Annotated in this window: 12 protein-coding genes; 6 read left to right on the forward strand and 6 right to left on the reverse strand. The window is 49.8% G+C overall.

Going from position 1 to position 18,490, the window contains the following annotated elements:
• Positions 1–106 precede the first annotated feature (106 nt).
• Together HPY86_02825 and HPY86_02830 are read left to right on the forward strand one after the other, a co-directional pair.
• On the forward strand, positions 107–2,107 hold the full coding sequence (locus HPY86_02825; GenBank protein NPV13848.1) for a hypothetical protein: 2,001 nt from the start codon (positions 107–109) through the stop codon (positions 2,105–2,107).
• Positions 2,108–2,110: 3 nt separating this feature from the next.
• Entirely contained in the window at positions 2,111–2,644 is a 534-nt protein-coding gene (locus HPY86_02830; GenBank protein ID NPV13849.1) for a T9SS type A sorting domain-containing protein, read from the forward strand.
• Positions 2,645–2,721: 77 nt separating this feature from the next.
• Here the strand turns inward: HPY86_02830 and HPY86_02835 are convergent, their stop codons facing one another.
• Together HPY86_02835 and HPY86_02840 are read right to left on the reverse strand one after the other, a co-directional pair.
• Positions 2,722–4,146, reverse strand: a complete 1,425-nt coding sequence (locus tag HPY86_02835) for a hypothetical protein (GenBank protein ID NPV13850.1) — start codon at positions 4,144–4,146, stop codon at positions 2,722–2,724.
• 26 nt (positions 4,147–4,172) lie between these two features.
• Positions 4,173–4,715, reverse strand: coding sequence for a hypothetical protein (locus tag HPY86_02840; GenBank protein ID NPV13851.1), 543 nt, complete (start codon positions 4,713–4,715; stop codon positions 4,173–4,175).
• A 782-nt stretch (positions 4,716–5,497) separates the two neighbouring features.
• Between HPY86_02840 and HPY86_02845 the strand changes: the two genes are divergently transcribed.
• Positions 5,498–6,799, forward strand: a complete 1,302-nt coding sequence (locus tag HPY86_02845) for a replication-associated recombination protein A (protein ID NPV13852.1) — start codon at positions 5,498–5,500, stop codon at positions 6,797–6,799.
• Between the two features lie 62 nt (positions 6,800–6,861).
• Here the strand turns inward: HPY86_02845 and HPY86_02850 are convergent, their stop codons facing one another.
• From HPY86_02850 to HPY86_02865, 4 genes are all read right to left on the reverse strand, one after another.
• The gene (locus HPY86_02850) at positions 6,862–8,250 is read right to left on the reverse strand and encodes a T9SS type A sorting domain-containing protein (GenBank protein NPV13853.1); all 1,389 of its coding nucleotides are present in this window, start codon (positions 8,248–8,250) and stop codon (positions 6,862–6,864) included.
• A gap of 200 nt (positions 8,251–8,450) precedes the next feature.
• Positions 8,451–9,767, reverse strand: coding sequence for a T9SS type A sorting domain-containing protein (locus tag HPY86_02855; protein ID NPV13854.1), 1,317 nt, complete (start codon positions 9,765–9,767; stop codon positions 8,451–8,453).
• A gap of 38 nt (positions 9,768–9,805) precedes the next feature.
• Positions 9,806–11,485, reverse strand: coding sequence for a T9SS type A sorting domain-containing protein (locus HPY86_02860; protein ID NPV13855.1), 1,680 nt, complete (start codon positions 11,483–11,485; stop codon positions 9,806–9,808).
• A complete protein-coding gene (locus HPY86_02865; GenBank protein NPV13856.1) occupies positions 11,460–12,833 on the reverse strand; it encodes a T9SS type A sorting domain-containing protein in 1,374 nt (457 codons plus the stop codon). Before HPY86_02865 ends, HPY86_02860 begins: the two co-directional genes overlap by 26 nt.
• 643 nt (positions 12,834–13,476) lie before the next feature.
• On the opposite strand from HPY86_02865, the gene HPY86_02870 reads away from it, so the two are divergent.
• The 3 genes from HPY86_02870 to HPY86_02880 are packed head-to-tail and all read left to right on the forward strand — an operon-like array spanning position 13,477 to position 18,288.
• Positions 13,477–14,745 (forward strand): ABC transporter substrate-binding protein, encoded by a 1,269-nt coding sequence (locus tag HPY86_02870; protein ID NPV13857.1) that lies wholly within the window; start codon positions 13,477–13,479, stop codon positions 14,743–14,745.
• Positions 14,742–16,361 (forward strand): T9SS type A sorting domain-containing protein, encoded by a 1,620-nt coding sequence (locus HPY86_02875; protein ID NPV13858.1) that lies wholly within the window; start codon positions 14,742–14,744, stop codon positions 16,359–16,361. Before HPY86_02870 ends, HPY86_02875 begins: the two co-directional genes overlap by 4 nt.
• Positions 16,362–16,389: 28 nt before the next feature.
• Complete coding sequence (locus HPY86_02880) at positions 16,390–18,288, forward strand: DUF2723 domain-containing protein (GenBank protein NPV13859.1); 1,899 nt, start codon at positions 16,390–16,392, stop codon at positions 18,286–18,288.
• Positions 18,289–18,490 lie beyond the last annotated feature (202 nt).

The raw sequence follows: 18,490 nt of genomic DNA on the forward strand, positions 1-18,490 counted from the left end.
TTTATTTAGAGGCTCTGGAAGAGATGCAACAGGTCCGGTCTCAGTGTCCCTTCCACTGCACAGGAAAAAAAGGAGTTATATAACCCATCCAAGAAAGGAGGAAAAGATGAAAAACATAACTCCTTTTTTATCTCTTACCCTGTGCCTGTTTACTCTCGCAATGGCACAAGATGACACCAAGGATGCAATAGTAGTAAGCACGGTGGTAAAACAGGAGCCTGTGCTTCTTGCCGACCAGATTACCATTCCTAACCTTATCTCCTATCAGGGGAGACTGACCGACAACTCAGGCAATCCGGTTCCAGACTCAACATATTCCATCACCTTCAGGCTCTTCACCACACCCACTGGTGGCACCGCATTCTGGAACGAGACCCAGACCGATGTTTCCACCCGTTCTGGTTTATTCAACTGCCTGCTTGGAGATATCACGCCGATTCCGTATATTCCTGAAGGTGGTAGTGTCTATCTTGAGATGCAGGTCAACCCTTATGCGCCGATGAGTCCAAGGATTCGGCTGGTGAGTGCAGCCTATGCCTATCTTGCGCGTAAGTCTGATAGTGCCAACTATGCGACCAATGCCCAGCCAAGTGGACCTGCTGGTGGTGACCTTACTGGAACATATCCCAACCCCACGATTGCTAACAATGCGATAACATCGGCAAAGATTCAGGATGGCACGATTGCCAATGCTGACCTTGCCAGTAATGCGGTCACGAGTGATAAGGTTCTTGATGGCACAATCACCGTTGCCGATATCCGGGATACAACAATAACCGCAGCCAAACTCAAGGACGGTGCGGTAACATCGGCAAAGATTCTTGATGCAACGATTGTGGCAGCAGACCTCAATCAGATGGGCGCTTCCAGCGGTCAGGTGTTGAAGTGGACAGGTAGCGCGTGGGCACCAGGGAATGACAGTGTTGGTCAGGGTGATAACGCCTGGGTGCGTGGCACACCGGACTCGGTGCTTTATACTATTCGGCAATTAGGAATTGCCCGTGGCGGTTCAAACAATATGCTTTATGGAACCTACCGTTTCACTCATACCAACCTTGGAGTTGCCTGCACCACTGGAACAATCTCACAGTACTCCTCTTACTCCACGGTTGCCGGCGGATATAGGAACAAGGCAGGTGGCGATGGTGCCACGGTTGGCGGCGGGGCTCGCAATTCGGTAAATAACAATTATGCCACGGTTGGCGGCGGGAGGTTCAACACGGCAAGTGGCGATGATGCCGTAGTTGGCGGCGGGAGGTTCAACACGGCAAGTGGCTATGCTGCCACGGTTGGCGGCGGGTATGCGGACACCGCAAGTGGCGACTATGCCACGGTTGGCGGCGGGAGGTTCAACACGGCAAGTGGCACTTATGCCACGGTTGGCGGTGGGGACCAAAACATGGCGAGTGGCTGGTGTGCCACGGTTGCTGGCGGGCGCGAGGACACATCTGCTGGTAATTACAGTTTTACAACCAATAATAACTCGGTTGTTCCCGGTAGTTACTCCAACTCCGCCGCATTCAACGGTCAGACCGCCACCGCATCAGACCAGACCAGAGTCGGTATATTGTCCAAAGCATCAGGGTCATTTACCATTGACCATCCGCTTGACCCCTATGGTAAGATTCTCAACCACTACTTCATTGAAGGTCCGGAGATGCTGAATATCTATCGTGGTAGCGTTGTCCTTGATGCTAAAGGCAGGGCAGAGGTAATGTTGCCGGACTACTTTGAAGCGCTCAATAGAAACCCGCACATCCAACTTACCGGTGTTGGCAGTGCTGATGTCGTCTATGTTGCCGAAAAGATATCGGGTAATCGTTTTGTGATTGGCGGCAAGCCGGGAATGGAAGTTTACTGGCTTGTTACCGGTGAGCGCAAGGATGTCTCGGCAGAAGTCACCAGGCGGATGATGCCGGTTGAGCAACCCAAGACCGGAGAACTTGCCGGCAGGATGCTGGATGATGAGTTCCTTGCCGGCTGTATGGAGCAACTGGAGCGTGAGGGCAAGGCATCAGGTATTGACTTCCGCACCCCTGGCGGCAGACAGCGCTATGAGCGGATGAAAAGGGCGCTGCAGGAAAAGCCCGAAGAGATAAGGAGGTAAGGTATGGCGCGTATTGGCGCCTGTTTAGCATCGGTACTACTCTCTTTCGTTTTGGTATCTGCCCAGCCCTACCGGTGTGACTGGAGTGTAAACGGGATTGGCGGTGGTGATATGAGCGGTGGCAACATTCGTTCATCGGTTACCGCGGGTCAGACTGCGATTGGCAGGCTTACCGGTACCAATCTTTTTGCCCTGATTGGCTTCTGGCAGCCTGATGTCCAGGTGGGCATTGCCGAAGAGCAGGAGTCGGTTGTAGGGGTGGGATTAAAGACCAGCCTGGCGCGGCTACCCAATCCGTCTCGTTTGCCATTGCGGCTTGCCTATTCACTCGCTCAAAAGGCGGATGTCCGGCTTGAGATTTTTGACCTTACCGGCAGACTAATTGCCCGACCGGTGAACTCCTTTCAGAATCCGGGCAGATACAGCGTACTCTGGAACGGCAGGGACACAAAGGGCAGAAAACTGCCCTGTGGTGTGTACTTCTTGCGGTTTAGGGCAGGCGAGCATCAGGAAAAGAGAAAACTCATCCTGCAATAGCCAAGCCATCACAACCTAACAGGCAGGGCGGTAAACCCCGCCCTGCCTATTTTGCTGGCTGGAGGATAATCGCGGAGTTATTTTACAACCGTCAGCCGCTTTTTCTCCATACCGTATTTTGTTTGTACCATCAACATATAGGTCCCTGTTGTGAGGCAGTTTATCGCAAAACGGTGTGTCCCTTCTAACAGATAACCGTTATAAACATCGGACACCTTCCTGCCAGTCATATCCCAGAGCGTAAGCTGGTATTCTCCTGAACGATAAGCCAATAGCCGAACTGGCTCTCCGCGCCGTAATAGGCTTGGGCTCAAAAGGCGTAAAGTTGCACTCGGTGCCGAGGTAGCGATTGGGACACCAATTCCAGAGGGGTATCGGATTTTCATTGCTAAAAAATCGCTGGGGTCATAGTTTTCATTGTAGACCTGGCCAAATGCGTATAGCACCCCTGATGACGGGGTAGCAATATCGGTAAAACCGCAACTGTAAGGTTCGGGGCAGTACAGCCAGTGCCATTCTTGTGTTCCGTCTGTTTGGTAATTGATGAGAAGGGCATTTGATGAATAACCCAAGCTGTCATATGCACTGCCCGCCACGATAAGTTTGCCCAAACTGTCGTATATAATAGCCGAACCCTCGGAGCAATCATCAAACCCAGTGAGGCGCACCCACAAAAACTCTCCATCCGGACTATACTTGAAGGTAACACAGGAATCTGGAACAATCCAGCCGTTTAAATACTGACACGCGTCACCGGTCCCATATACATTACCGAAATAGTCCACCGCAACACCAGCGCCCCAGTCCTCATTTTTGACATTTAAACGCCGGGTCCAGATAGTATCCCCATTTCTGGTAAACTTGGCGATAAAAAAGTCGAAGGTCCAGTATTCCCAACTGCCGATAGTTCCGCATCCCACTATATTGCCGTCCGGTGTCAAGGCAAGAGCATTTATGCCCTCGCAATCGTTTCCGAAATCGTAGGTCCGTGACCAGAGCAAGTTGCCATTGGCGTCGTATTTACGTAGTAACCAATCTTCATTTCCTCTAACTTCAGTAATACCGCTGGCATAGATATTGAGCGATTCATCAATGGTCACACCCATAAAATAAGACCGGTAGTTTGCTGGGTTTGTGTCAGAACGAACCCACAGCAGGTTACCATTCCGGTCGTATTTGATCAACTCACATCCGGTTGAAGGGTAATAGTAGCCGGCAACTACTACTCCCCCTTCATTACCGACAGCACAACGATTACACACATCGTCTTTTTCGCTGTCATAAGTGCGGGTCCAGAGCGTTTCACCGTCCGGAGTGTACTTAATAATGGTAATTACCGGGTTTGTACCCACATTATCGTCCGAAGTCTGGCCACATAAAATCACATTACCCCAGGGGTCAATTGCACCCGAGGGCCAGTGATCATACTTACCAGTGTCGTAAGAGGTTACCCATTCAATCTGTTGAGCAGAAACCGCAAATACTGCAATCGAGAAGGGCACTATTAAGGACGCCCAGGATGTCATTGTTAATATTCAAGCCTGGCTTGAGTTTTGATAAAAGCCTCGGGCGGAACCTCGAAGGCGTGTTTACCATCTACAAGATGAATCTTCGACCGGCTTCGAGAATAGCCCAGACGATATTGAATGGCTTCACCATCTCCGTGATGTGAAAAGAGGGGCGCGTCATGGATTATATGTATTTCGCCGTCATAGTACTGCCGGTAAAAGCAATGCACATACCACGGTCCGCTATAAGGCCGTATCGTTTTTGAACCCGCCCAGACCCGTTTTTTGGTTTGGTCCGGAATCGGCGTAGCCCAGGACGCTGCCTCAAAACCTGATTCATTCGTGTATTGGGAAACGCTATCAGGTGGTGTTATTTGCCATTGTTCAGCACAGGTAAGATAGCCGCGTGCATGGAGTTCGTCAAGTGTTACCTCTTCAAACTCCGGTCCCGGGCTTCCTTCTGGTTCGCCGTAAATTTCTATAATACACACGACGGAATCTTCTTCTGAACCGGACTCATAGATATAATAATGAGCGGTGCTGGTTCCCTGTGCTACCAGCAATAAGGGGGGGGGTAAAAAGCAGGGTCAGGATGATGTTTTTGATGTTACTCATATATACCTCCTTATGCTTAACTTCGTTTAATCATACAACTAAATTTTACTTTTGTCAAACAGTATTTCACTGGATTGCAAATGATGGGTGGAATGTCAGAGCTTAAGTGGAATTATATCGATGAAATAGGCTATCTACCTATCAACCAATCGGTATTGTGAGTACCGATTTATTCTTAGCTTTAACTCTCAACAAAAATCGCGTAGTATATGGCAGGTCATTTAGAGAGGCTGAATTACGGTTGTTCTATTGTTTAACTTACTCAGATTTCATTAGATAGCGCCATAAGCAATTTAGAATTTCATCGCCAAAACCGTGCTGGCAACAGCCTCATACCGGACAAGGGATATAATCCTGATAAGGATTCAAGGGACGGTTCCCCCAGCGGTTCTGGGAACGGTTTACCAAACCGCTCTGCCAACGACTAACCAATTGATTTACCGAATGATACCCGACACCCATTTATCCTCAATAATTAAATCCACCTTACAATTTCACTTTTCCGCTTCTGCCCTATCCAACTTCCACTCTTCTGCGCTACCTCACTTCTGCTCTAATTTACCCCTGCCCATTTCTTGACCCCTAAGAAAAATTTGTTATAATTTTACAATATACCCTGTAGGGCGTGGGTGCCAGATAAAGAGGCGGCTCCTCTTATGTGTGGGGTCAGGATAACCTCCTGACCCCGTTTTATTTATTGACTTCACAATCCCCTGATTATAATTTTACGATGCATCCAGCCGACCCCAATACGCCTCTTGCCGACCGAATGCGGCCAATATCCCTTGACGACATCGTGGGTCAGGAACACCTCCTTGCCCGCGACAAACCGTTCCGCAAGATGCTGGAACGCGGAGAACTCCATTCAATGATTCTCTGGGGTCCACCGGGCTCGGGCAAAACCACCCTTGCCCGGGCAATCGCCCATTACACCCAGGCGGAGTTCATCACCATCTCAGCGGTCACTTCGGGCGTTGCTGACATCCGCCGCACCGTAAAAATTGCCGAACAGAACCGCCGGATGTTTCAAAAGCAGACCATTTTGTTCATCGATGAAATCCACCGCTTTAACAAGGCGCAGCAGGATGCCCTTCTCCCCTATGTGGAATCCGGTTTACTAATCTTAATCGGCGCCACAACCGAAAACCCATCCTTTGAAGTCATCGCACCCCTTTTGTCCCGCACCCGGGTTTATCTCCTCAACCAGCTCTCCCCGGACAACCTGAAAACCCTGATGCGCCGGGCGCTCCAGTCCGAGCAGGGTCTGGCAGCGCTCAAACCAGCGGTTGACGACCGGGCGCTTGAATACTTCACCATTATCGCCCAGGGCGATGCCCGTGTTGCCCTGACCGCGCTCGAAATCTCGGTCATCTCTGCCGAACCGGACGAAAACGGCATCCGCCGGGTCACGCTGGAACTGGCACAGGACATCGTCCAGCGCAAATTTCTCCTTTACGACAAAAGCGGTGAAGAACATTACAACCTGATTTCTGCCCTGCACAAATCTTTGCGCGACTCGGACCCGGACGCTGCTCTGTACTGGCTGGCAAGAATGCTCGAGGCGGGCGAAGACCCGCTCTACATCGCCCGGCGCCTGGTCCGATTTGCCTCCGAAGACATCGGAATGGCAAACCCCAACGCCCTCTTAATCGCCAACGCTGCCAAAGATGCGGTTCACTTCATCGGAATGCCCGAAGGCAACACCGCTCTGGCACAGGCGGTCATCTACCTTGCTTTAGCACCGAAATCAAATGCGGTCTATCGCGCCTATACAATGGCAAAAAAGGACGCCTTAAACAGTTTGACCGAACCGGTGCCGCTCCATCTGCGCAACCCGGTAACACCCTTAATGGAACAACTGGGCTATGGCAAAGATTACAAATACGCCCACGACTTTCCTAATGCGCAGGTTGACCAGGAGCACTTTCCCGAATCCTTGAAAGGCAGAAAATACTACTTCCCAACCGACCGGGGCTTTGAAGGCGAACTCAAAAAACGGTTGGGCAAACAAAAGCCGGGAAAAGAAAAATAACAAGTAACAATTAGAAAACTAATCAGCGCAGACTTGTAATTAGCCCTATGTTATGTCCTTCTCTATCTGCCGATAATTATCACCTTTCTGGTGCTTGCCTCTTTGCCGGTACCAATCTTTACCAGATAGACACCGGGCACAACACGCCGGTTGTAGATGTCGGTGCCGTTCCAGACTTTGACACCAGCGCCGGATAACTCTTTTATCAGCCTGCCCTGGACATCGTAAATCCAGACCGGTTGCGCGCTGTTAATATGAAGTGGTGTACCAAGCCGGCAAGGATTGGGATACAAGGCTGGCGAAATGAGCGGTTTACCTGCCACCTCTTCAACCGCCAGTATCCGCTGCCACACCTGCTCTGCCCACCAGGCACGCAACGCTAACTGAGTGGTGTCCCTTTGCTGGGGTGGCTGAGCGCTGTCGCCATAGGGCGCGGCGATTACCGCATACCAGAAGGTCAGAACCGAATCGGGCGCAAGGTCAAACGGACCGGTGGCAAAAAGCGCCCTTTTGTCTGCGGGTACCAAATCAATAGAGTCAAAAGGCTCATACTCACGGGTAAAGTAGTTGTAGCCCATCAGGGTCAAATACTGCTCGCCATCGGTTGTTGGGTCACCCTCAATCGTAAGCCGTTTGAATGCGGTCAAGCCGAGGTTGTTGGGCGCCTGTAACAACCGGAGCGCAATCGCACCCGGAACACCGCGTTCCCAATTTTGATGGGGCACTTCAATATTGTCATAATCATAAAAGAAGCCAAGGTTTTTCACCCAGAAGGTATCGCCACCAACCTGAAACCGTTTATTGAGAATCAAGCCGGTCATATCCTCTGAAAAATAGCCGATGTCCGCATCAACCACAATTCCAAAACAAACACCATTGCGGGCGACCCCGGATGCGTTGGCAAGTTCATACTTCAAGAAAAACATATCCCGGGCAATAGAGTCGGAAAAGCCATAAACCGTAACATAGATGTCAATACCCAATGGTCTGCCTGGTACAGTGTGCGCGGCGGGATTGGAATCGCCGGAACCAAACCACAAATCCATCTCCGAGCGGTTTACCTGTGGTGCCATCGGAAACCGGGAAAGTGGCGCAGGCCAATCACCCGGATACTTGTAAATGCGGTCCGCAGAATCTAACGGAGTCTGGCGCCAGTAACGGCAGAGGCTGGGGTGCATTTCAGTCCCGCCCGTGTTCGGGTTGTAGCCCACGGTCACCAGCGTATCTGAACCGACAACCGCACCAATCCAGGGTCCGGCACCAAAGATATACACATTGTGTAGCGGATAGGGCCAGGTGCCGCCACCAACGCCGCTGCCCTGAGTGATGTCAATGCCCCAGCGGCTGTCGTTGTAGAACGGGCAGCGCCAGTTGTTCAGGTCAAACCACTCCATATCGTAGATGGCGAGACATAAGGCGGGCAGGAAAAAGAGCACAACAAACCGTTTCATCAAACACCTCCTTTAAAAAACTGCCCAAACTCGCCCTTTGCAGGCTGATTCAATTATATACCAAACTTCAATTTTGTCAATGCACCGGTCTGAATGCACCTATTATATATACCTATTATATACCTATATCATAACAAGGTGCGAGCCGATACTTTACAGTAAAGCACAGCAGAAAGCCGCCAACCTATAACATTGCAAACTTATTGGACAATCAATTTCCGGGTTATTTCGCCCCGTTTGGTGTCAAATCCGAGAAAATACACCCCAGGATTTATTCCCTTCAGCGAATACTGTGCCGGTTGGGATACCTGATAGGTGCGGATTAGTTTCCCCGTAGCATCATAAAGCCGCAGGTTTTGTATTGAACTGCTGGTTTGAACTGTAAACACATCTTTTGCCGGGTTAGGGAAAACTGTAACATGGGGTTCGCCCGGAGCATACTGCTCCATCTGTTCAATACCGGGAACCAGATCCCGAATAACAGTGATACCTGAATGTGAAGCCACATAGATTTTACTCTGGTTTAGGTTCAGACAGGAAGGGTTAGGATAGCGACCGACCTGAATCGTTGTTAACACCTCATCAGTTGCTCCATCAATCACCGTAATCGAATCACTCCCTAAATTACCACAATAAACTCTGTTGGTTATTGGGTTCCATAAAAGAGCCCCGGGTGAAGTTCCCACCCGCACCGTCGCCACCACCTCATCGGTTACACCATCAATCACCGTCACAGTATTATCCACCTCATTAGCACAGTAAACCTTGTTGTTGGTAGCGTTCCAGACCAGGGCACGAGGCGCCCGACCCACCGGCACCATTGCCACAACCTCATTACTCTCACCATCAATCACCGTCACTGTATCATTATCATAATTGGCACAATAGACCTTGTTGTTCGTGGCGTTCCAGAACAGCGCATAGGGCGACCTTCCCACTGGCACTGTCGCCAGCACCTCGTCAGTTGCTCCATCAATCACCGTAACACTACTACTCCTTATGTTGTAATTGGCACAATACACTTTATTGGTGGGTGTCCAGATTATGCTCCAGGGTTCAATTCCTACCGGAACATTTTTTAGCACCTGGTTTGTTGCACCATCAATCACCGTAACACCATGGATGTTGGTGGTGTAAACCTTGTTATTGATGGCGTTCCAGGTGAGGTCTACACCGTCAGCCGGTATAAACGCTTGGATCCGGTGGGTGGAACAACTAATCGCTATGACCCTTGAGTAGATTATGCCTATACCGAAAAGTTTGTTATCAATGGAATCCCAGGTAAGGAATTTGAGTCGGTCCCCGATAAGAATTTGTTGCAGCACCTCATTCGATGCGCCGTCTATTACCAGAACATCACCCAGACTGGGGGAACAGTAAACCTTATTGTTAGCGGCATTCCAACACAATGATAAGGGCCCATACCTGATTGGAATTGTTGTTTCGATATACTGGGCAAAAATAACTGCAGGTAGAATTCCCCCGTATGTTAAAAATAGCCGCGCAAATATTTTCATCTTCCTCTCCTTTGCCCATCGTTTGGTTCCTCATCAAGTTAAGGCAAGAATAGGCAGGGTTGAGTAGCGCCGAAGATGGGTGTTTCAAATTTGATGAAGTAGATACCCCGGGCAAGTTGTTTCGGGTCCCAGACAAACTCATAACTGCCCGGAGATTGATTTTGGTCTAACAGAGTGGCAACGGTCCTGCCGGCGATGTCAAAAGCGGTAATGCGGACCGAAGCGGCTGTAGGCAATTGGTAGCAGATTTTTGTTCGGGTGGTGAACGGGTTGGGTAATACAGAAAGTGCCCGTTGCTGGTCAAAACGACTTATCTCCTCATTCACGCCGGAATTGACCAGACCGTTGGAGTCAGTTTTAATAACATAGATAGGACCTCCCCACCAAAGTTGTCCCAAAATGACAAAACCACCATCCCTGGTATTTTTAACTGCCCAACCGTACTCCCAGGTTGTGTCAGTGCCATAAAGTCTGCACCAGACTGAGTCGCCATTGGCATCAAGACGGACAAGACCAATAGAAATCGAGTCCCCGGAATGCCCCGTAGCCACTTCCCCAATCATCACAAAACCACCATCCGGTGTTGTAGTGCCACCGCGGAAGAAAACCCAGGGGTCAGGTGGATGGGGTGCTGGCAACCTTCTAACCATCACCGTTTTATCTAAAAGTTTTTCGCCATCAGGGGTGTAAACCTTTAGAAAACCGGCGACAGAGTCTCCAGGATTTCCAGGACCACCCACCGTCCCCTGTATCGCAATGTTACCTTCTGGTGTAAATGCTGAAGTAGACCATGTATAGTCGTAGTCCGGCGGGGTAGGCTCAATCACTATCCAGACCGGTTCACCAAAAGAGTCAAGCCGCATTACATACATCCAATAGTCCCAGTCAAACTCATTCTGCTCCGGGCTTTTAACCTGAAACCCGGCGGTTACCGCACAACCACTTCGCTGTTTTAGGGGATTGTTAGGAGGTGGTGTTGGTCCTTCAACTTGAAACCCAGCCGCGACCACACAACCACCATCAGGCATTGATAGAACATTTCCACCAGTGGCGTACAGTTCGGGCCGAGACCTTGGCCGGTAGATGTGAAGCCACCGGACCGTTCCATCTTGATTAAACCTAACAACGCCGGTTCCAATAACAGTATCGCTGCTGAATTCACCAACGGCAAAACAGCCACCATCAGGAGTGGGGTCAACATCATCAAACCAGTCCATTCCCGGGCCACTGTAAATGTAGCGCCAGATAACCGTACCGCGGTTTGGACTCAACTTGAGCAGTAGCGCATCGGTGATGCCTCTCGCACCGGCACCTTCGTCCAATATTCCGGGAACCAAATAGTTCCCATCAGCGGTCGTATCCACACCCCTATAAGCGAAAGTTCCGGTTTCATACATATTTAACCATTCAATAAATCCAGACGAATCAAGTTTCGCTGTTCTTATATGACATCTATGCCTGCTATCCATTGTCGTTGCTGGTACAAGATAGCCGCCATCCTGAGTCACTGTGATGCCGCCCAGGTCCTGCGCATACCCTGGAGGGAAGCCAAAGAGCCTTTCAAAGGTTATGATTCCGAACACTGACGACGGTAAAAGAAGAATGAAAGTTAAAAGGAAAGGCATTTTCTGGTTCAGGGCAGGGCTGGGAAGCCCGAGCCCTGCCCAAACTGTTTTGTGATGCTCTGAAGCACTATTTCGTAATAACCAGTTTACCATTGGTAACTCCGGAGGTACTGGAAACTTTCCAGAAATAAACACCACTTGGTATTATCGGGTGGTTCCAGATTATGTCAACCACTTCGTTCCGGCATTCTGCTGATAAATAGGCTACCGTTCTGCCGGTAATATCCATAATTAACAGCCTTACCGCTCCGGATGCACATTTAACCGTAAAAATGTGGAAAGTTCGGTGCGGTTGGAGAACAACATTTATCCCGGCGTTCAGATTGGTACTTGTTCCCTGACTACCCTCTTGGTAAGGTGGAGAATTGTGCCGAGAGAACCCAGGAGCCGGAGGAGCTAGCTGCCTGCCGAATTCGGCATAGATGGTATCGTTTTTCGGTAGTAGCCCAGCAAGAGCGGTTCCCTCTCTCACCTTTTGGGGAGTTGAAGTTGCACTGTATATAGTTCCCCTTATCACATCGTAGAAGTTGTAATATTCCGTGCCTCCACCTTCAAGAAACATTGTGCTGTCCCGATAATGAGCGGTCATACAGGCACCATCATACAACCGCCGATAACCAACGATAGGCCTGACATCCCACCAAGTATTGCGTACCGGGTCGTAGTGGTAGATCCAACCCTGGCCGTCTTCGTTGTTTTTTAATCCAATCACCAAACCCATCGGGTATGCAATCGGACTATCCGGAGACATTGGCACCCAGGCAAGTGCCGCCTCTTCTTCTACATGGCCAACAATATCTGCCAGTCTTTCCCAACTACCCCGAATGGGCGCCGAGTTACGGCCAAGCCCTTTGTTTATATAAGGGACGATTTCAAAGATATAACGGAAGAAGTGGCCCCGGTAATAACCCGGAGAAATTTCGTGCTCCTTACCGGTGAAGGCGTAAAGCACAGCATAGGACCTGCCATATATCTCCTGGAATCCACCAAAGCACAGCGCTGCTCCTTCTTCAACCGTTTCAGGAACGGGGGGTCCTTGTACCCAGGCACCGTCTTCTGGATAAAATACCCAGAATTCCCGCGTCTCGTTTCCTCTCAAACAAAGAACCCACCCGTTCTCAGGAAAGGCATAAGGGTCGGGAACAAATGCAATCGCGCCATCTGGTCCAAGTGGAACAAATGGTACTATTCCGTAACTTCTCCATAAGAAGTCATCAATGTCGTATCTGGAAAAAATGTCGTTCCCATAATAGCCGTCCTGCAGGAACCAAACAGACCTTCTGGTCCTTCCATCCTCTTCAGTTGCTATTCCGGCACAAAGTGCACTGCCGGCATAGGCATTATACTGCGGTGGTGGTGGTAAAGGTTCCCAGTAACCTTGAACATTAGCAAAACAGAGAAGGCAAATAATTATTACAAATGCGGCTTTAAAGTTTCTCATCTTCAACCTCCCTTCTTTTTTATTTAATTTATTTCTTCCTATTGCCGCATTTAGTCATAAGACTCCAGCCCGGTTCTGGACCGGAGTCGCACCCTGCCACCAATTACCTCCCCGGATTTGTTGTAAAACTGGAAATCACAATATAAAACGAGTAGAGTAGAGTAGAGTAGAGTAAGTCGGTCATCTTAATTCCTAAGTACTACTATTATACAACAAAAACCTGTTCTGTCAAGTCACCGGTATTTCCCAATGGAAAAAGCGATAATGCCCTATTTTAATATACGAAAAATTAACGAGAAGTGACAAACACCATCACCCAAGAGTCCGGGGGCAGTTCTGGGGATAGCCCCTAACACTCCTTGGCACGCGCCCAGTGCGGTAGCGCGGAAGCCTGATAGCGCGGTAGTCGGAACTGCGCCATGCGGTTCTATCTTATGGGTAATTTATATGGTTATAACCAAACTTCTATCAGAAACTCTATCCCGTCAAATAGACCTGACAATCTAACGACCTGTTTCTGATGCCGCTTATGGTTATGTCTGCAGTTGTGCTTCAAGGTTTGCCATAAACAATAACAAATCTGCTGGCTATTAGACCCGCCGATGTTAATTGACTGCCCTTTCTTTCGGGTTAAAATTGAGCGATGCGTCAATCAACAGCCTACTATCTTTTAGTTGCTTTTCTGGTTTTTGTTTTGCTGACCGGTTGCGGACCACGCGGACAGTCCCCAAAAGAGGCTAAGATTAAGATAACCTTCTGGCATGCGATGGGTGGACCTTTGGGTGATGCGCTGGATGGGATGATTAACGAGTTTGAAAAGGCGAATCCGGATGTTGACATCCAGCCGGTGTCAATGGCAAACTACTCCAGCCTTTCCCAGAAGTTGATGGGTGCGGTGCAGGTGAATGCGCCACCGAACCTTGCCCAGATGTACGAGTCGTGGACCACGCAGTTTTATGCCCTGAACAAACTGGTCATCATTGACTCATTGATTCATAGCCCGGATGGGTTTACAGCCGAAGAACTTGCCGACTTCTATCCCCCATTCATTGAAGGCAACACCTGGGACGGCAAAATCGTCACCCTGCCGTTTAACAAATCACTGCCCGTCTTCTTTTACAATATTGATATGCTTGCCCAATCGGGCTATCAAGAATTTCCCCGCACCTGGGAAGAGTTGCGCACGATGCTTTTGCGTCTCACCGACCGAAAAAACGGCCGGTATGGCGGCGCCGGTTTGGTTAACGAAGGGGTGTTTGGCGCTCTGCTGCTCCAAAAGGGTGGTGAGTATCTGGATGAACAGAACAAAAAACCGCTATTCAACTCCGTGGCTGGAGTTCACGCCGCCCAGTTTCTTGCCGATTTGGTTAACAAAGACTCCAGCGTCTATTACGGCGCGGGCTATGAACCGCAGAACGACTTTCTTGCGGGACGTATCGCCTGCATTCAGAGCACATCGGTTTCCTGGGCGTTTTTAAAGCCTAATTTCACCTTCAAGATTGGCATTGCGCCCCTGCCGATTGCGGATAAGCCAGCGGTTATCGGTTACGGCACCAATATCGGCATCTTCCGTACTGGCACCGCCGAACAAATTCGGGCTGCCTGGCGTTTTGTCAAGTGGTTTACCAGTCCGGAACAGCAGGCAAAATGGGCAACGCTAACCTTTTATGTACCGGTGCGGAAAAGTGCTCTGAACATCCCGGAATATCAGAAGTTGATTCAGGAAACACCCGGACTAAGTGCCGTATTAAAGCAACTTGAATACCTGCGGTTTGAACCGCGCAGTGAAGCCTGGTTTGCCGGCAGAAGGGTGCTGGGTGACGCCCTTGAGAAAATCATCCGCGCCGGTGTTGAACCGAAAAACGCCCTTGACCAGGCTGCCGCTGAGGTGGAAAAGGAGTTGAAGAAGTGAGAAACTTTATCTTTGTGTTGTCTTTGGTGACATTTGCCCTCGCTCAGGTTGTGCCGATAAGATGGGTAACCGAAGATGCCGATGGCGATGGCAAGCCGGACCGTCGGGGCCAGACCGTAACCGTAACCGGTATCGTCACCGCACCGGACAGCATCTTTGACAACCGTTATACCGATATCTATATCCAGGACACCAGTGGCGGTGTCAATGTGTTCAGTTATACGCTGCAGAACGCCGACCTCGGCGACAGCGTACTTGTGAACGGAACAGTGGACTGGTATCGGGGCAAAACCGAAATCTCCGGTGCCACCATAACTTTACTTGCCCGCAATCGGACTTTGCCCCAGCCAAGGGTCATCAACTGCCGGGAAATGAACTCTGAACAGTACGAAGGCGAACTCGTCGCGATTCCCGGTGTGAAAATCAGCAGTCTGTTTCTTGCCGGTAACACAAACTACAACCTTGAAGACTCAACCGGCACAACTCAGGTGCGTATCGACGGCCAGACCGAAATCCCGGGACTTATTCTTTCTCCGGACACATTCACCATCATTGGGATCAAAGGGCAGTACACATCGGACACAACCCAGCCTTTGACCGGATATCAACTTCTCCCCCGTTTTCGCCAAGACTTTTCTGCCAGTGCCGAAGACTATCCCCTTATCACCATCCGTGAAGCCCAGCAGCCCGGACCGGACGGCTTCACACCACTACTTGTTGACCAGTGGGTGCGAGTCAAAGGCAAAATAATCGGTCCGGCACGCATCTTCACCACCGGCAGCGCCAAGAGCCTTTATATCCAGGATGAGACCCGCGGAATAAATGTTTACAACTGCTCCTATCCAGATAACCAGGCACCATTCTTTGACAGCCTTGGCATAGAAATCTCGGTCCTTGGTATGGTAACAGAGTACAACGGCTTAACCGAACTCGCCTCGGGCGTGATGTGGGTCAGTGACACATTTGCAACTCCCATCGCACCAAAACTTCTGCCTTTCAACACCCCGCTTACCGAAACGATGGAGTCCGATTTGTTAACTGTCGTAGGCGATGTCATCTCAGCACCGGTGCGCTCCGGCTCCGGCTACAATATGGTGCTCAAGAACGGCACCCCGGCAATATCAGTTCGCATCTATGACAACACCGGAATTCAGACATCATGGCTGACCACGGGTCGCAGAGTGCGCATCACCGGCATCGTGGGCCAGTACGACTACGAACCACCCTACAACACCGGCTATCAGTTGATGCCAAGATTTCCTGAAGACATCAGCGACACCACCGCCGCCTTTCCCCCAGCGGAACGGCTCCAGATTGACTCCATATTTCCCAACCCGTTTGCCCCGAATGAAGGTGAAGTCGCTACCATTCAACTCAACAGTCCGCGTACCGGCTACCGTATTTCTGTTACGATTTACGACCTCCAAGGCAGGCTGAGAAAGCAACTGTTGAATAACGCACCGGGCGGCTACTACGACCTGAAATGGGATGGTACTGACGACCGGCTCCAGCGTTTGCCCGCAGGAATTTACCTTCTGAACATCAAGGCGTCAAAAGGTGACGGTACAACCGAAACCTTCAATCGTCCAATTGTCCTTGCCGTAAAACTGAAGTGACCGTTGCGCACTTTGGGCTAACCCTTTTGTGCCGAAAATAAGTCTCCCGAAGGCGAAACCAATTTACCCCCTTCTTGCTTTTTTCGCACCGTTCACGCTATATTTTTTAACCGCCTGCCGGGACCTTTACTGGTTTGATTCAGCCGAGTTTGTCCTTGCCACCCGCACCTTTGGCTTGGTTCATCCGCCCGGTTATCCGTTACTCCTCAACATACTCAGTCTTGTCTCTTTACTGCCGGTCTTTACCCTTCCTTTTCGCATCAACCTGATATCGACTCTTGCTGCAGCAGGCTCCTGTTTCATGCTCTTTCACATTATCAACCACCTGACAAAAGATTTGAAAACCGCCCTTTTGAGCGCCCTTATCTGGGCGCTATCGTTTGAACTGTGGCAGCAGGCAACCGCGATTGAAGTGTACGCCCTCCAGGTCTTTCTCTTTGCCTTAACCCTTTGGGCTTTATTACTCTGGCGGGAAACATCTGCCATCAACTACCTCTATTTCTTCTGTTTTAGTTTCGGGCTGGCTCTTGCCAACCATTTGTTCATTTTAATCTGGATTCCAGCGTTTTTGCTGTTGCTCAAAACACCTGCTTTAAAAACAGTTCGTCTTCGTCACTGGTTCTTCCTGATTTTACTTCTGCTGCCCGGACCGCTGCTCTACCTTTCCTTGCTTTTCCGCTCGCAACTACCGCCCTCCTGGGCAGGTATCAATTCCGCAAACGAGTTCTTTCGTTACATCACCGCCGCGGTTTACCGTTACCGCTTCCTTGCCGGTGGTACCGGCTATCTTGTGCAACAGTTTGCTAATGTGCCTCAAACCTTACTCAAACAGTTTACCCTGTTCTGGCTTTTGCTTTTACCGGGTGTTATCTGGCTCTTCAAAAAAAACAGGATTTTGTTTGTTGCCTTACTCACCGGCGCCGTCCTTTCTGTCGGCGCCGCACTCCTCTACAACATTTCGGACAAGGAAGGCTATTTTTTACCGGCATACTTTTGCCTGGCGATTTTTATTGGCACCTCTTTTCAAATTTTCCGGGGAAGCAAAACCCGCCTTACCTTTTTCACCATCATCCTGTTTGCGCTCATCGGAATCGCCATCTGGAACTATCCCCGGCAAAACCGCGCCCATCTCACCGCGCTCTCTGACCTTGCCCGCTCAATAATTGCGGAAATGCCTGACCGTGCCGTTCTCTTTACCGACGACTACAGCCTGTTTCAGGCGCTAAACTGGTACAACATTGTTGAACACCCCAAACATCACATCACCGTCATCAGTGAACACCACCTGGCGTTTCCCTGGTACCTCAAACAGCTCTCCCAGACAGTGCCTGTTCCTGACACCTGCTTTACCCTTGCCCGTACTCTGTGGCAAAAACCATCGGGCATGAACAACACCCGATTTGGCACACTTGCCGCAGAAAGGGTCCAGGAGATTAAGTTTCACCTGCTCCTAAACCTTGCACCCCGACCGGCATTCTACTTTCCCCGGGATTTTTCCAATGTGCTCGAAGGATGGTACGGGTTTCGGTTAAGGTTACACGGACTCACTTATCAGTTTCGCCCTTTTGAAGACACCACACTTGAACCCAACATCAAATTCACATTTCCTGGACCGGATAAATACTCTACAGAAAAATTCTACGACCCCTATGCTGAAGACCTGTGCCGCCGCTTTGCTGCAACCGCCAATCGTCGCGGCATGCTCCGATACGCCCGGGGCGATGAAATAGGTGCCATCGCCGATTTCAATCTTGCATTACAGTACTATCCTGACTATCCTGCCGCTATTGAAAACAAAGGGCTGGTATTTACGCTGGAAGGGAAATCGGACAGCGCCCGATTCTACTTAACAAAATTTATCAAATTAGAGCCTAACTCACCAGAAATCAACAAAGTAAAATCTTTTCTCAATAAGTTAAACAATTAAAAGCAAAATTGCAACCTCATATCAGGCATTACCAACAGATGTCGCACAGTTAGTTATGCTAAATCAATAAGTTATAAAAATAGCACAACACTCCTGCTTCCGTGTCTCACCAATTGTAAGAGAGGAACTGTTTTATAACATATTAAAAAACCCACGCTTATAAAATTGGGTTCGAAGTATAATTTGGGGCATAATCGTTGCA

Source organism: candidate division WOR-3 bacterium, assembly GCA_013177935.1.
Taxonomy (GTDB): Bacteria; Hydrothermota; Tepidihabitantia; order Tepidihabitantales; family Tepidihabitantaceae; genus Tepidihabitans.

Coding starts and splice junctions, on each gene's coding strand:
- HPY86_02825 (NPV13848.1), top strand. CDS start 107: ATGAAAAACATAACTCCTTTTTTATCTCTTACCCTGTGCCTGTTTACT.
- HPY86_02830 (NPV13849.1), top strand. CDS start 2,111: ATGGCGCGTATTGGCGCCTGTTTAGCATCGGTACTACTCTCTTTCGTT.
- HPY86_02845 (NPV13852.1), top strand. CDS start 5,498: ATGCATCCAGCCGACCCCAATACGCCTCTTGCCGACCGAATGCGGCCA.
- HPY86_02850 (NPV13853.1), bottom strand. CDS start 8,250: ATGAAACGGTTTGTTGTGCTCTTTTTCCTGCCCGCCTTATGTCTCGCC.
- HPY86_02855 (NPV13854.1), bottom strand. CDS start 9,767: ATGAAAATATTTGCGCGGCTATTTTTAACATACGGGGGAATTCTACCT.
- HPY86_02860 (NPV13855.1), bottom strand. CDS start 11,485: ATGGTAAACTGGTTATTACGAAATAGTGCTTCAGAGCATCACAAAACA.
- HPY86_02865 (NPV13856.1), bottom strand. CDS start 12,833: ATGAGAAACTTTAAAGCCGCATTTGTAATAATTATTTGCCTTCTCTGT.
- HPY86_02870 (NPV13857.1), top strand. CDS start 13,477: ATGCGTCAATCAACAGCCTACTATCTTTTAGTTGCTTTTCTGGTTTTT.